General features: G+C 59.3%; 12 protein-coding genes. 10 read left to right on the top strand and 2 right to left on the bottom strand.

The window, feature by feature from the left end:
- Positions 1–175: 175 nt before the first annotated feature.
- The 3 genes from ACW5W8_RS04680 (at position 176) to ACW5W8_RS04670 (ending at position 5,857) form a co-directional block, all read left to right on the top strand.
- Positions 176–2,680, top strand: coding sequence for a putative bifunctional diguanylate cyclase/phosphodiesterase (locus ACW5W8_RS04680; protein WP_498626644.1), 2,505 nt, complete (start codon positions 176–178; stop codon positions 2,678–2,680).
- Between the two features lie 99 nt (positions 2,681–2,779).
- Positions 2,780–4,681: a transglycosylase SLT domain-containing protein gene (locus ACW5W8_RS04675; RefSeq protein ID WP_498626643.1), complete on the top strand. Its 1,902-nt coding sequence runs from the start codon at positions 2,780–2,782 to the stop codon at positions 4,679–4,681.
- A gap of 177 nt (positions 4,682–4,858) precedes the next feature.
- A complete protein-coding gene (locus ACW5W8_RS04670) occupies positions 4,859–5,857 on the top strand; it encodes a LacI family DNA-binding transcriptional regulator (protein WP_498626641.1) in 999 nt (332 codons plus the stop codon).
- Positions 5,858–5,936: 79 nt separating this feature from the next.
- Here ACW5W8_RS04670 and ACW5W8_RS04665 read toward each other — a convergent pair whose 3' ends face one another.
- Positions 5,937–7,889: a TonB-dependent receptor domain-containing protein gene (locus tag ACW5W8_RS04665; RefSeq protein ID WP_498626639.1), complete on the bottom strand. Its 1,953-nt coding sequence runs from the start codon at positions 7,887–7,889 to the stop codon at positions 5,937–5,939.
- 241 nt (positions 7,890–8,130) lie between these two features.
- On the opposite strand from ACW5W8_RS04665, the gene ACW5W8_RS04660 reads away from it, so the two are divergent.
- The 6 genes from ACW5W8_RS04660 (at position 8,131) to ACW5W8_RS04635 (ending at position 13,294) form a co-directional block, all read left to right on the top strand.
- The gene (locus tag ACW5W8_RS04660) at positions 8,131–9,048 is read left to right on the top strand and encodes a hypothetical protein (protein ID WP_498626638.1); all 918 of its coding nucleotides are present in this window, start codon (positions 8,131–8,133) and stop codon (positions 9,046–9,048) included.
- A 268-nt stretch (positions 9,049–9,316) separates the two neighbouring features.
- Positions 9,317–10,405, top strand: coding sequence for a pyruvate dehydrogenase (acetyl-transferring) E1 component subunit alpha (gene pdhA / locus ACW5W8_RS04655; protein WP_194496735.1), 1,089 nt, complete (start codon positions 9,317–9,319; stop codon positions 10,403–10,405).
- Positions 10,398–11,384 carry an alpha-ketoacid dehydrogenase subunit beta gene (locus ACW5W8_RS04650; protein ID WP_498626636.1) on the top strand — a complete coding sequence of 329 codons (987 nt, stop codon included), beginning with the start codon at positions 10,398–10,400 and terminating at the stop codon, positions 11,382–11,384. Before pdhA ends, ACW5W8_RS04650 begins: the two co-directional genes overlap by 8 nt.
- Positions 11,381–12,481 (top strand): dihydrolipoamide acetyltransferase family protein, encoded by a 1,101-nt coding sequence (locus ACW5W8_RS04645; RefSeq protein WP_179903571.1) that lies wholly within the window; start codon positions 11,381–11,383, stop codon positions 12,479–12,481. Before ACW5W8_RS04650 ends, ACW5W8_RS04645 begins: the two co-directional genes overlap by 4 nt.
- Before the next feature lie 207 nt (positions 12,482–12,688).
- The gene (locus tag ACW5W8_RS04640) at positions 12,689–12,898 is read left to right on the top strand and encodes a cold-shock protein (RefSeq protein ID WP_075112094.1); all 210 of its coding nucleotides are present in this window, start codon (positions 12,689–12,691) and stop codon (positions 12,896–12,898) included.
- 90 nt (positions 12,899–12,988) lie between these two features.
- Positions 12,989–13,294, top strand: coding sequence for a hypothetical protein (locus tag ACW5W8_RS04635; RefSeq protein ID WP_498626634.1), 306 nt, complete (start codon positions 12,989–12,991; stop codon positions 13,292–13,294).
- On the opposite strand, the gene ACW5W8_RS04630 is transcribed toward ACW5W8_RS04635, so the two are convergent.
- A complete protein-coding gene (locus ACW5W8_RS04630) occupies positions 13,281–13,529 on the bottom strand; it encodes a TIGR02647 family protein (protein WP_005334209.1) in 249 nt (82 codons plus the stop codon). The two genes, ACW5W8_RS04635 and ACW5W8_RS04630, sit on opposite strands and share 14 nt — an antisense overlap.
- A gap of 245 nt (positions 13,530–13,774) precedes the next feature.
- On the opposite strand from ACW5W8_RS04630, the gene ACW5W8_RS04625 reads away from it, so the two are divergent.
- Positions 13,775–14,323 (top strand): hypothetical protein, encoded by a 549-nt coding sequence (locus ACW5W8_RS04625; RefSeq protein WP_498626633.1) that lies wholly within the window; start codon positions 13,775–13,777, stop codon positions 14,321–14,323.
- Positions 14,324–14,375 lie beyond the last annotated feature (52 nt).

Genomic DNA, 14,375 nt, shown 5'->3' with positions numbered 1-14,375 from the left:
CGTTTCTGTCCCTTCTTGGCAGCACTTCGTGTCGACCTCATGTCCGGTTTCCACTGCTTGATATCGCATGTTTGTACTCTTCCCTCGCAACCTCTGATCTGATGAGCGGATGCAGGGGGCGTTGCTATGCCTGATTGGACATCAAACGTGGTTGGTTGTTGTGTTGGAGTGGTAAATGAAGCAGCAGGCCACGCAAGTCATGTGGTTTTTCGATCGGCAACATGATCAGTGGAGTCTCTCTGATCAGGGGGCCTACCAGCAGTGGCAAGGGGAGGGCAATCATCCCTGGGCCGCTCGCCTGTTACCGGAAGATGAGGCAGGCTTTGCTGACTTTCTCGTCCGGCTTCATGAATCACATCTGCCTGAACAGTTCATCGGTCATCTGAAAGATGATCAGGGGCAGCTCAACCATGTGCTCTGGAGCGGCCAGTTTGTGCCTACCCAGCAGATCTGCTGTGGCTGGCTGGCCCCTCTTGATACCGCCAACAGTGCGGTCTCCTCTCTCAACCTCTCTTTGCCATTGCTGCAAACCACCTTGCTCACCCAGTTGGCGCAGGCGCTCTCTGCCCGCACCGGACTCGATTTCTTCAATACCCTGGTCAGCCAGCTGGCCCATATCCTCAAGGTGGATGCGGTCTGGGTGGGTGAGTTGTGCGGTGCCGACCGGGTCAAAGTGCTGGCCGCCGACGGGCTGGCGCAGAAGGACTACCCGCTGGCGGGCTCCCCCTGTCAGGAGCTCTACAAGCAAGGGGCCATCTGTTTCGAGGTGATCGATGAGTCGCAGGAGTATCAACCCTGGCTGGCGGCCGGGCAGACTTATTATGGTCAGCCGCTGTTTGATGCCAGAGGCCAACTTCTGGGCCATCTGGCGCTGCTCTATTCGGCTCCGGCAGATACCAGCAACCTCACCTCGGTACTCAATACCTTTTCGGTACGGATGGTGGCCGAGCTGGAGCGATTGCAATCAGATGCCCAGATGCGCCTCTCTGCCGTTGCATTCGAGACCCATGAAGGGATCATCATCACGGATCCGGGGTTCAAGATCCTGCGGGTCAACAACGCCTTCAGCCAGATCACCGGCTTTGACAGCCAGTCGGTGCTAGGCCTGCATCTGGAAGAGGATCTCTGGCCCAATCTGGGTGGGCTCGGTTACGAGCTCAACACCCTCAGCCGCTGGCAGGGGGAGACCCAGCGTCGCCATGTTGATGGTCACACCTATCCCCAGTGGGAGATAGTTACGCCGGTGCAGGATGAAAAAGGGGTGATCAGCCACTTTGTCATCTGCTTCGAGGATATCTCCGAGCGCAAGGCGGCCGAGCGACGCATTCAGGATCTCGCCTATTACGACGAGCTGACCGGATTGCCCAATCGCCGTCAGCTCCACGAGACACTGGTGCAGACCTTCAACGAGGCGACCCGCGATGGCTTGATTGGCGCGCTGCTCTTTATCGATCTCGACCACTTCAAGACCATCAACGACTCCCTCGGCCACGCTACCGGTGACTGGCTGCTCAAGGAGGTCGCCGCCCGTCTCAAACGGTTGGTGCGGCAAGGTGATTGCCTGGCCCGCCTCGGTGGTGACGAGTTTGTACTGCTGCTGCCATCGCTCTCGGCCAGCCCGCCCCAGGCGGAGATGCAGGCCGATATCATTGCCGAGCGGCTCATCACCGAGATTGCCGCTCCTTATACCTATGTCGGGCAAGTGCTGCACATCGGCGCCAGTGTCGGCATTACCCTGTTTCCGGATCGGGAACAGGGGGTTGATGATCTGCTCAAGCAGGCAGACACCGCCATGTATCAGGCCAAGTCGGCCGGTCGCAAGACCCGCCGCTTCTTTGACGCCTCGATGCAGCAGCAGGCGGATCGCCGTCTGCTCATTCACAACGAATTGCGCAACGCCCTCAGCCAGCAAGAGCTGACCCTCTACTATCAACCCCAGCATCTGGTGGATGGCGGCGACATCATCGGCGTCGAGGCGCTCATTCGCTGGCAGCCAGCCGGTCGCTCGCTGGTCTCGCCGGCCGAATTTATCCCCATTGCCGAGGAGACGGACCTGATTGTCGATATCGGCAACTGGGTGCTGCACGAGGCGTGCGCCCAGTATGTGCTGTGGGAGGAGAACGGCATCCACATTCCGCAGATCTCGGTCAACGTCAGTGCCAAGCAGTTCCATGCCACTGACTTTGTCGAGCGGATCCACGATGTGCTGGCGCAAACCGGCATGGATCCGGCCTGCCTCAATCTGGAGATCACCGAATCCGTGGTGCTGGGCCATGCCGAGGACACCATCAGCAAGATGACCGAGCTCAAGGAGCTCGGCATCAGCTTTGCTATCGACGATTTTGGCGCCGGTTACTCCTCCCTGAGCTACCTCAAGCGGCTGCCAGCCGATGAGCTCAAGATCGACCGCTCCTTCATTCAGGATATCCCGAGAGATGGCGACAACATGGCCATCGTCGAGGCGGTGATCGCCATGGCGCGACATATGGGGTTCAACGTCACGGCAGAAGGGGTGGAATCCCGTCAGCAACTGGAGTTTCTCAAGGCGCAGGGGTGCAGTTTCTATCAGGGCTATCTCGCCTCCAAGCCGCTGCAGGTCCCCTATCTGGAGAAATATGTACAGCGGCTGACCAGACCGGAGCAACTGCGCGAAATGCAGCTGAGGGAGGCAGAAAAATAGTCCCTGCTCCCCGCTGTAGCGCTGCCCGGCAACGGGTAGAATGAGAGGCAGTAGACCCACCGCCAGCGGGCGGTGTATTGCCCTCAATGGAGATGCTCAGTGAAAGCTGTATGGGGAATTGTTTTGTCGGCGCTGTTCGTGCCGACCCTGATGGCGCAGACTGCCGACCAGACGCTCTACCGTCAGGCGTATGACGCCGTACGGGCCAATGATCAGGCCCGTTTCCAGCAAATTCGTGCCCGTTTGACCCATTACCCCCTGCTCCCTTACCTCGATTACTATCAGCTCGCCTTTCGTCCGGGGGCGGCGGATTACAACGATGTGACCCGCTTTATCCGCCAGCATGGGGATACCCCCCAGTCCAACCGGCTGGAGCGCAGCTATCTGACCTATCTGGCCCAGAGCCAGCAGTGGTTGCAGTTCCTGCGCTTCTATCCGGCCAAGCCGAGCTCCACCGATCTGCTCTGCATGCACTATCAGGCGCTCTATTACACCGGCAAGCCGAAAGAGGCGTTGCAGGGGGCGGGCAAGATCTGGATGAGCGGCCAGTCGCGCCCCGATGCCTGCTCCCCGCTGTTCCAGCTGTGGCAGGCATCCGGTCAGCGTACCCAGGAGAAGATCTGGCAGCGGATGACGTTGGCGTTCGAGGCGGAAAACCCCAATCTGATCCGCCACCTTGGCGCGACCATCGGTAGCGGCTTGCAGAGCTATGGCGATCAGATGGTGACCCTGTTCGAGCAGCCAGCCAAGGCGATGAACCCGGCCTATTTCAGCAGCAATCCCTATTCCCGCAAGCTGCTCTCCCTTGGTTTGACCCGCTATGCCAATCAGGAACCGGAGTCGGTGCTGCGACAGCTTGCGCTGTTTCGCAGCCGTTTCGGCCTGACCCAGGCCGAGGTGAAACCGGTAGAGCGTGCCATTGCCCGCCGCCTGCTGCTGGATCGCTCCATAGCCCAGCGCAGCTGGGTCGACAGCACGGTGAAAAAGCTGGCGGATCCCGATATCACCGAACTGCGGGCACGACTGGCCATCTGGGAGCAGGATTGGCGTGGCCTCTCCGGCTGGGTGAAGATGATGCCGATGGCCCGTCAGAAAGAGGATCGTTGGCGCTACTGGATGGCGCGCTCCCTTGAAGTGCAGGGGCAGCAAAAATCGGCGCGGGATCTCTACCTGGAGACCGCCAACCTGCGTGGTTTCTACGGTTTCATGGCTGCCCAGCGCACCGGGGTGCCTTATCGCATCAAGAGCCAGAGCGTCAAGCATGTACCGGACTGGCGTACGGCCAGCCAGCGCTGGCCCTTCCTGTTGCGGGTGCGCGAGCTGCTGTCGATGAACGAGATTGCAGCGGCCCGCTCGGAGTGGATCCACAACATGGATCGCAATCCGGTGGCCCAGCGCATCGAGTTTGGTCATATCGCCCTCAATCAGGGCTGGCACGAGTTGGCCATTCTCGCCAGCATTCGCGCCGAAGCATGGGATGCCCTAGACCTGCGCTTCCCGCTGCCGCTCAAACGCACCTTCTCCCAGATGGCGCAAGAGCGCACCATGAACACCAGTTTGCTCTATGCCATCTCCCGCCAGGAGAGTGCCCTCTATCCGCTGGCCCAGTCGCCGGTGGGGGCGCGCGGTCTGATGCAGCTGATGCCTGCTACTGCCAAAGAGACCGCCGGCAAGCTGGGGGTGCCCTATCGCAACGAGCAGCAACTGTTTGATCCGACCATGAATATTCGTCTGGGGAGCGCCTATCTCAAGCGCTTGCTGGATGTCTATGACGGAAACCGGATCCTGGCGGCGGCCGCCTACAATGCTGGGCCGGGACGGGTGAAGCGCTGGCGAGAGCAGAGTGACAACAAGCCGATGGATGTCTGGGTCGAGAGCATCCCGTACAAGGAGACGCGCAACTACGTGCAGAATGTGCTGTCGTTCGATCTCATCTATCAGCACAAGTTGCAGCAGCCGCTGCGCTTCATGTCGGATCGGGAGCTCAATCACGCCTATTGAGTCGGGGGCCGCCAGCCGGCCCCTGATTTCAAATTTTCCTGCCGCCGGTTATCATCTGGTAAGGTTTTGTTACCAAAGGAAACATGCCCGGTGACCGGGCTCCGGGAATTGCATCAGACTGCAGGGTATACTCGGGCGTCGGCACCGACAGGTTCCCCCACAATAAAGGAATGGATAGTGGCAACGATTAAAGACGTTTCTCAGCTGGCAAATGTGTCTATCTCCACCGTGTCGCGGGTTATCAACAACACGGCACAGGTAGCACCGGAAAAGCGTGAGGCCGTACTGGCGGCCATGAAGGAACTGAATTTTCGACCCAACAGTTTTGCCCAGGCACTGGTCAGCAAGCGTTCCAACTGCATTGGCGTGCTGGTTGGCGACCTCTGCGGCGGCCCCTTCTTTGCCCAGATGATGCGTGGCATCGAAACCATGGTCGATCAGGCCAACAAGTTCACCATCGTCATGTCTGGCAACCACGATATCGCGCGCGAGCGTCACGCCATTCAAGCGCTGCTGCAGCGCCAGTGCGATGCGCTGATCCTCCACAGCAAGGCGCTTCCGGACGAGGAGCTGAGTGAGCTGGCGGCAGGCTCTACCCCCATCGTTTTCATCAACCGTCAGGTGCCGGGCTTTGAGGATCGCTGCGTCTGGCTCGATAACCAGGCGGGGATCACCACCGCGTGCCAGCACTTGCTGGATGCCGGTCATCGCAACATCGCCTTTATTACCTCCGATGATGAGGAGTTCGTCGATGGTCAGCAACGGATGGCAGGCTATACCCAGACGCTGGGGCGTGCTGGTATTGCCCTTGAACCGGCCCTGATCAGTCGCGCCTTTGCCGACGAAAAAGGGGGTTATGTGGCGATGACTGAGCTGCTGACTCGTGGCGTCGAGTTCACGGCCGTGCTCGGTTTCAACGACGGCATGGTGGCGGGGGCGATCTCTTGCCTGTTGGAGCGGGGTTACAAGATCCCGCAGCAGGTATCGGTGGTGGGGTTCGACGATATCCCCTACGCCCGCTACATCTATCCCAAGCTTACCACGGTACGTTACCCCATCGAGGAGATGGGCAGCCGCGCTGCCGAGCTGGCGCTGCGCCTGCTCGATCACAAGCCGGTTGACGGCTTGGCGCTCAAGTTTGAAGCCCAGCTGGTGGAGCGTGAGTCAGTCGCCTGATGAACGTCAAATAGCGAATAACAACGTGGCCCCAATGGGGCCACGTTTGTTTTTGCTTGTTGTCTGCCTGTCGGCCCGTTTAGAAGCGGGCCGAGCCGCTGACGTAGTAGCTGCGACCCGGTTCGACGTTCTGGAAGAGGGTATCTTTCTCTTGCAGACGCACATCGGTGAGGTTGGTGATCCCCAATCGAAGATCAAAGTTCTCGGTGACCTTGAAGCCGGTGCCGAGATCGAAGGTCTGATAGCTGGGCAGTTTGTGTAGTACGACAACCTTGTTGACGGTCTGCTCGGCAAACTGGGTACCGGTGTAGGTGGTGCCGACAAAGGCATTGACCCGCTCGGTGGCCTGCCAGGTGATCTTGGCATTGGCCTTGTGCTCCGGCCGCTCGGGCAGAGCCTGACCCTGATCGCCTTCCGCTTTCAGGTAGGTGTAGTTGGCACCCAGATTGATGTCGTCGGTCAGATCGAGCTTGCCGGTCAGCTCCAGCCCCTTGGTGGTGGCCTTCTCCAGGTTGTACCAGGTGCGGTCAGTGGAGTTCGGCAACTGCTTGAAGGTGAGCATGTCGTCGATATCGGAGTAGAAGAGGGTGGCGCTGGTTTCCCAGATCCCTTCTCCTGCGATGACACCCAGCTCGTAGTTGGTGCTGGTTTCCGGCTTGACCTTGTCGCTGCCATAGATGCGGCAGCTGCCGCCGCAGCTCTCGATGCTGTAACCGTTGGAGTACTGGTGTGGTGCCGGTGCCTTGAAGGCCTGGCTGACACCGCCTTTCACTGTCACCACATCGTTCATCTCATAGACCAGATAGCCGCGCGGGGTGAAGTGGCTGCCGTAGATCTCGTGGTGATCGTAACGGCCGCCCAGCGTGAAGGTCAGGCTGTCGGTCAGGCCGATTTCGTCCTGAGCGAACAGCGCCTCCTGAGAGTGACTCTCTTTACCGCCGATATCCTTGTAGCTCACCGCATCCACCAGCTCCCGATCCAGATATTCACCACCCAGGGTCAGGTAGTGGTTAGCCAGCGCCAGGTTGGTATAGCCCTTGAGGGTCAAGGTGTTCTCTTCCAGCTCCCGCTGCTGCGGGGCAGAGTAGCTGGTGTTGAAGTCGTCGATCTGGGAGGTCTCGTAGTTGGCCATGACGGTGGTGTCACCCCAGCTCCAGTTCCCCTTGTGGGTCAGACCAAACAGGTTGCGATCGTTTTGCTGCTGGCGGCTGTGCACCTTGTTGCCGGTTTTGCGGAAGATATCGAGAGGCCGCTCATCCTGGTTGTAGAGGTAATCCAGCTCGAAGCGTTGCTGCTCATCCACCAGCCAGCTCAGGGTGGAGGCGAAGTTGCGGGTCTGCTTGGCTTCGATAAGGGGGATGCCGTCAGCGGCTTCGGTGGGGGTCCAGGCTTGACGGTCATACACCTCGCCGTTCATCCGGATCAGCAGGTTGTCGGTCAGCGGGCCGGTAAAGCCCAGGTTGGTTCTGTGCTGATCGCCGCCATCCTTGCCCTCGATGGCCTTGAAGTCAGCATCGGCTGCCCCTTGCCAGGTTTTGCCCGGCTGCTTGGTGATGATGTTGATGACACCGCCGATGGCATCGGAGCCGTAAAGTGCCGACATGGGGCCGCGTATCACCTCGACCCGCTCGATCATGCCAAGGGGCACCGGGGTGTTGTCGAAGTTGCCACCGCGCCACAGGGCATTGGAGGAGGAGAGGCGTTTGCCATCCACCAGCACCAGGGTGTATTTGCCGGACATGCCGCGAATACCGATGTCGCTGCGGCCATTGGTGTCGGTCTCGGCCTGGATGCCTACCTCGTGGCGCAGCAGGTCGGCAAGGTCATTGACCGGTGTGGCCTTGATCTGTTCGGCACTGATAACCGAGATGGAGGCAGGGGCCGAGCGGGTATTGTGCGCCGTGGTGGTGACGGTGATCACCTCGTCGGCTTGAGGGGCGTTGCTGGCGGCGACCGCTTGCTGGGTCAGCAGGGTGAATATGGTGGTGGCCAGCAGGCTGGGAGCAATAAAACGGGAGGTTGAGAATTTCATTATTTACATCTTCCATAATATTTAAATGATAAGCATTATCATTATCTCGGCTATCTTGTTCCGTTCGCAACACTTTTTTACTGACGAGCTGACGGGGCGGGTACGGTGCAATGGCAACCACCATCCGTGATCGATGGCTGAGACTATCAGGGGGGGAATGGATCTGGCCGCGATAACTGATGTCATCAATAAACGCGAGAAGCGTGTTGTTATGGTGGGTGGGAGCGAGGAGATAAATCTGATGTCTGGGATAGCGCAGGAAAATGAAAACGTGGTCAGAGTGGTCGCCAGGACTCCGATAGACGCCATCCGGGAAGCCTTGCTGGCGGGCAAGCTGGTGGGGCTGGGGGAGCCGCATTGGCACCCGGATTTTATCCGGAGCCAGCACGCCTGGCTCTGCGATCCGGCGCTCTGGGGAGTCATGACCGATCTGGTGCTGGAGTGCGGCAATCGCCGCCATCAGGGCTTGCTTAATGCCTGGCTGGCGGGGGAGGAGAGCTGGCAGGGGGAGCCGCTCACGCTGGGGCGGCTCTATCCGGTCTGGCTCGACTCATGCGCCTTTCCCGCCTGGATGGCCCCCGAGTTTCCGGCCCTCTTCGCTGCCCTGCGCCAGAACAATCTGGCGCGCCCTGCACATATGCGGCTGCGGGTGCATCTCTGCGAGCCCTCATTCGAGTGGCAGGAGATGAGTCCGGAGCGCTGGCAGCAGCACAACAGGGGGCGGGATCTGGCGCTGGCCGACTATCTTCTTGCACTTCCCGCCCGCGGCGTGGTGGTGCTGGCGGGGGCGCGCCATCTGCTCAAAGCCGCAGGGGATCCTCATTTTGCGCAGCCGACGCTGGGCCAGTTGCTGGAGGCAGCACGGCCGGGCTGGCTGCAGGTGCTTCACCCCTGGCCAATGGTTGCTGGGAAGGGAGATGGGGAAGAGGAGCGGGTGTGCGAGCTGGCCGGGATCGCGACTGCCAACCTCTATCCTCACTGGCCGGTGCATCCGCCGCTGGAAACTCTTATCGATCGGTTGGTGCGCGTGGCTGACAGGGGGCGGGAGTTGCGAATTTGCCCCACCTTGCTGGCCGAGCCCTGGCGCAGCCGCTTGCTAAGTCGCGCTCACTTGCTGCCAGCTGGTATGGCCCGCCAGCTGCAACAGTGGCTGGCGTAACTGCTGGTTGGCGTAACCGCTGACTTGAGTAACAGAAGGGGGGGCAAGGCTCCCCTTTTTCACATTTTGCATCCTGCATTCAGTGCTGCAAAGTTGCACCATTTACGGCATACCTTGCCACTCATCGCCGAAAATTCAGCTCCTTCGCTACTTTAAAGAAGTTTCTACTGGTCTTACCTGAGTAAATCCCTTTGCTTTTTATTTAACAAGGTATTTACATCTAGGTGTCACCAGCATCGGTGACGCCTACAACGGCAAGGAGCCAGTTATGACCCATGTCGACATCCCTTTCCTTCGTTACCTCGATGCGGAAGGGTGCCCGGTCGCCACCTTACCGACCTGGCTGGACAAGGCGATACTGCACACCTTCTACCGCAATATGGTGATGGTGCGCAGCTATGACAAAAAAGCGATTGCGCTGCAACGAACCGGCAAGCTCGGTACTTTTCCCTCCCATCTCGGCGCAGAAGCCGTGGGGATTGGCATTGGTCTGGCCATGCAGCCGCAGGATGTCTACGTCCCCTACTATCGGGACATGCCCACCCTCTATGTGCGGGGCGTGCCGATGGAGAAGAACTTGCAATATTGGGGTGGTGACGAGCGGGGCAGTTATTTTCTCAAACCCGATGGGACTCCCTCTGAAGATCTCCCCATCTGCGTCCCCATCGCCACCCAGATCACCCACGCCTGCGGTATTGCCTCGGCCTTCAAACTGCGTAATCAACCGCGGGTTGCCGTAGTCACTATCGGCGACGGTGGCACCTCCAAGGGGGATTTTCTGGAGGGGCTCAACTGCGCCGGTGTCTGGCACCTGCCGATGGTCATCATTGTCAACAACAACCAGTGGGCCATATCGGTGCCACGCAAGCTGCAATCGAGCGCTCCTACGCTGGCCCAAAAGGGGATTGGTGCAGGGGTGCGCAGCCTGCAGGTGGATGGCAACGATGTGGTTGCGGTCTACGATGCCGCCCGCAGTGCCGTCGAGCGGGCCCGCAGCGGCAAGGGGCCGACCCTGATAGAAGCGGTCAGTTATCGTCTCGGCGATCACACCACGGCCGATGATGCCACTCGCTATCGCGACGGGGCCGAGGTCGAGGCAGCCTGGGCGAAAGAGCCGGTCAAGCGGCTGCGCCAGTTTATGCACAGCCAGGGCTGGTGGGATGAAGAGCAGGAGCAGAGCCTGCTGGCGGAAGCCACCCGGGAGGTAGAGCAGGCGGTCGCCCGCTATGAGGCGATGGCGCCCCAGCCGCCGGAGGCGATGCTCGATTATCACTACGCCAGCCTGCCCGCCGAACTCGTGCCCCAGCGCGAGCGAGTGATTGCCAAGGGGATGAAGCAGGAGGTTGGTCATGAGTGAGATCAGTTTGCTGGAAGCGGTCAACATGGCCCTTCACTACGAGATGGAGCACGACCCGGATGTGGTGGTACTGGGCGAGGATGTGGGGGTCAACGGCGGGGTGTTTCGCGCCACCGTGGGGCTGCGCGACAAGTTCGGTTTCAAGCGGGTGATCGACACGCCGCTGGCCGAGGGATTGATCGCCGGGGTGGCGGTCGGCATGGCCACTCAGGGGCTCAAGCCGGTGGCTGAGTTCCAGTTTCAGGGCTTCATCTTCCCCGGGATGGAGCAGATCATCTGTCAGGCGGCGCGGATGCGAAACCGCACCCGCGGCCGCCTCTCCTGTCCCCTCGTCTATCGCTCCCCGTATGGCGCTGGCATTCATTCGCCGGAACACCACAGCGAGAGTGTCGAGGCGCTGTTTGCCCATATTCCGGGGTTGCGGGTGGTGATCCCCTCCAGCCCGAGACGCGCCTATGGCCTGCTGCTCTCGGCCATCCGAGATCCGGATCCCGTGATGTTTTTTGAACCGGACCGCATCTATCGCTCGATGAAATCCGAGGTTGTGGATGACGGTGTCGGCCTGCCGCTGGATGTCTGCTTCACCCTGCGCCCGGGCCGGGATATCACGGTAGTAGCCTGGGGAGCCTGCATTCAGGAGGTGGTGCGGGCGGCGAATCTGCTGGACGAGCAGGATATCCAGTGCGAGGTGCTGGATCTGGCCACCATCAAGCCGCTGGATATGGAGACAATCCTCACCTCGGTGCGCAAGACCGGCCGCTTGCTGGTGGTGCACGAGGCCTGTGGTAGCTTCGGGGTCGGGGCCGAAATTGTGGCGCGGGTGACCGAGCAGGCACTTCCCAGCCTCAAGGCGCCGCCCAAGCGGCTGACCGGCGTGGATGCCGCCGTGCCCTATTATCGCAACGAAGCATATTACCTCATCACCGAGCAGGATATCGCCGATGCGGCTCAGCAGCTGATGGAGAACCAGTGGCTATGAAATTTTTCAAATTACCGGATCTGGGTGAAGGGTTGGCCGAAGCCGAGATCGTCGAGTGGAAGGTGAGTGCCGGTGATACCGTTGCGGTCGATCAGGTGCTGTTGTCGGTGGAAACGGCCAAGGCACTGGTGGATGTGCCCTCTCCGGTGGCCGGGGTTATCGCCCGTCTCTGCGGCGCCGAAGGGGATATCCTCCATATCGGTGCGCCGCTGGTGGAGTTCGAGGGGGGCGAAGATGATGGGACCGTGGTAGGCAAGGTGAGCGCCCATCAGCAACATATCGAGGATCACTTCGTGGTGGGGGCCATTGCCCCGGGGGGGGCGTTGGTGCAAGCCATGCCCGCCGTGCGGTTATTGGCACAAAAACTGGGTCTGGATATCGACCGGATCAAGGGAAGTGGCAGCGGCGGCATGGTGACCGAACTGGATGTGCAGCAGGCATTCGAGTCACAGCAGAGCAGTGGCAACGAATTCCTCAAAGGGTCACGGCGGGCCATGGCCAAGGCGATGGAGCTCTCTCATCAGACTGTGGTGCCGGTCAGCATCACCGACGAGGTGGATTTGCGTCACTGGCGCCCTGATGAGGATGTGACGGTGCGCCTGATCAAGGCCATTGGCGTGGCGTGCCGCGCCGAGCCCTCGATGAATGCCTGGTTCGATGGCGAAACCCTGTCACGGCGGCTGTTCAAAGAGGTCAATGTGGCCATCGCGGTGGATTCAAAGCATGGCCTTTATGTGCCGGTGATGGAGAACGTGGCCGAGCGGGAGGGGGCGGATATCCGGCAGGGGCTGGATCGGATGATCGCCGATGTGAAGGCGCGCGCCGTGCCCCGCGAGATGTTGCAGGGGGCGACCATTACCCTCACCAACTTCGGCGCCATCGCAGGCCGCTACGCCAGCCCCATCGTCACGCCGCCGCAGGTGGCCATCATAGGGGCAGGCAAGTTGTTTGAAAAAGTGGTGTTCATCCATGGTGAAGCACGCCCCGTTAGGGCATTGCCGTTGTCGATGACATTTGACCACAGAGCGTGCACTGGCGGGGAGGCGGCCCGTTTTCTCAGAGCGCTGGTCGAAGCGTTGGAAGCGGCCACATTATAACGGTTTGCGCCCTGTCATTGGCAGGGCACAAATTTGTTTGCGTAATCTACAAAGCCACGTATAATCCAAATCAGCTTGAAAGGGCGATAGTTATGTCAATGAATACGATGTTCTGCATCTTGTCCTGTTGTTCATAAGTTAATCCCGTTTTTTGAGCTTTACCCGCTGAAAAGCATAAGTAATTATTTTGAATACAGGTTTAAAGATATGTCTAACATGATCACCGGTACCGTTAAGTTTTTCAACGAAACCAAAGGTTTTGGCTTCATCCAGCAAGAAAACGGCCCGGACGTTTTCGTTCACTTCAGCGCTATTCAAGGTGCCGGTTTCCGCACCCTGGCTGAAGGTCAGCGCGTACAGTTCTCTGTGACCCAAGGTCAGAAAGGCCCGCAGGCTGAGAACGTTACTGCTCTGTAATTTTTACAGAATTTAAGAAAGCCGTGGTACCTCTGGTGCCACGGCTTTTTGTTTATCTGGCTCCCGCTACTGACTCACATGTGCTGAATCATGCTGCTATCGCTCCTGCTTGTTGCCACCTTGACTCCGACGTCCGATGCGCCGGTACCGGTTCAATCCGCGATGGAAGCGCAGGTGATCTGCCAGCAGTCTGTCCAGGTCCGAATAGGTGCTGCGCTGCAACCCGATGAGGTGAATGCGCGACTGGTGCCTGAAAGGGAGGGGGAGTGGCTGGTGGATGGCAAAGTAAAAGGACCCGAAGGTCCTTTGCTGTTTGCCTGTCATCTTCACCAAGGGGAGCGCTGGGAGCTACTCAACTTTTCACTCTGGGCACCACAGCCGGTCAAAGCGGTTTGAGTGCGACCAGCAGATGTTGCAGGTGTTCAACCATGGTCATGCCAAACGGGGTGAGATAGCCGCCATCTTCTGCGCTGATGAGCCCCTGTTGGTGCAGACGGGCTGCCGCCTGGCACAACTCTTCAGACATATCGCTGCGTAATTTAATCCCTAGGCTCATGTTGGCCGGATCAAAGCATGCCAGTATTTTCAAATCGTTCACGAATTCGTTAGAAACCTGGTCGATCCCAATCATGGATTTACTCCTTACGCTAAAGATGTATGCAAACTAGCATCCCCAGATCCACTTTAGTGGGCGCTGGCTCAAATTATTGACCTTTGACTGGATGCTGCGTTTCAAATGCTGTTTTTTTCGGCGTAATCAGATGGTTGGCTGACAGCTTCGCCAAGGGCCGAGCCGGACCAAACGTGGTAGGATAGGGCACTTCTTTATATCGGACGGTCTATTGGTGGCTGTTCGCCCTGTTCAAGGTATCGCTCATGGTCAAGATCACTCTGGTATCCCTGCTGCATTCACTTTGTACCCGCTTTCCGGTTTACCCCGCTGCTTCGTTGACGTCCCTGTTGGATGCCCATCAGGGCGAGGTGTGGTTACCTGCACGCAAGGGAGCCGACATTGCACTGTTGCGCAAGCATGCTAAGGGGGCTCATGAGCTGGCGTCACTCGATGCGGGCTGGTGTGATTTTGCCGCCAGCGACAGCGGTGATACACCCGAGCTGGATGCACTGGCCAACTACGACAGCGAGATGATGGATAACCTGCTGATGTACTGGCACACCGCCGCCAAGATCAACAGCCCGATCACCGATAACCTGTTCGAGCTGCGTCGCGAAGTGGTGGATGAGGCCCACGGTGCCAAACTCGCTGCCGCCTGGGAGCAGCAACAACAGCTGCGTTTTGAGCAGCTGATGGCGATGGCGGCCAATGGCCGGGATCTGCTCTGCTTTGTCGAGGTGGAGTCCGTCTACTGGCTGCGGCAAAAGCTGAGCGAGCAGCCTGATGTGGATCTGATCACCCCTGCGTTGTAAAAGGGGCAATATGATGGCTGGCGGCCTCGCTATCGAGGAGGCTGCTCTATCC

The organism is Aeromonas aquatilis, from assembly GCF_054052405.1.
Note: the sequence above shows the minus strand (reverse complement) of the source record. Positions and strands in the feature narration are given on the sequence as shown.

Bases quoted from the DNA above. Each gene is read 5' to 3' on its own strand.
- ACW5W8_RS04680 (WP_498626644.1), top strand. From the start codon at position 176: ATGAAGCAGCAGGCCACGCAAGTCATGTGGTTTTTCGATCGGCAACAT.
- ACW5W8_RS04650 (WP_498626636.1), top strand. From the start codon at position 10,398: ATGAGTGAGATCAGTTTGCTGGAAGCGGTCAACATGGCCCTTCACTAC.
- ACW5W8_RS04625 (WP_498626633.1), top strand. From the start codon at position 13,775: ATGGTCAAGATCACTCTGGTATCCCTGCTGCATTCACTTTGTACCCGC.
- ACW5W8_RS04640 (WP_075112094.1), top strand. From the start codon at position 12,689: ATGTCTAACATGATCACCGGTACCGTTAAGTTTTTCAACGAAACCAAA.
- ACW5W8_RS04630 (WP_005334209.1), bottom strand. From the start codon at position 13,529: ATGATTGGGATCGACCAGGTTTCTAACGAATTCGTGAACGATTTGAAA.
- ACW5W8_RS04645 (WP_179903571.1), top strand. From the start codon at position 11,381: ATGAAATTTTTCAAATTACCGGATCTGGGTGAAGGGTTGGCCGAAGCC.
- ACW5W8_RS04660 (WP_498626638.1), top strand. From the start codon at position 8,131: ATGTCTGGGATAGCGCAGGAAAATGAAAACGTGGTCAGAGTGGTCGCC.
- ACW5W8_RS04665 (WP_498626639.1), bottom strand. From the start codon at position 7,889: ATGAAATTCTCAACCTCCCGTTTTATTGCTCCCAGCCTGCTGGCCACC.
- ACW5W8_RS04635 (WP_498626634.1), top strand. From the start codon at position 12,989: ATGCTGCTATCGCTCCTGCTTGTTGCCACCTTGACTCCGACGTCCGAT.
- pdhA (WP_194496735.1), top strand. From the start codon at position 9,317: ATGACCCATGTCGACATCCCTTTCCTTCGTTACCTCGATGCGGAAGGG.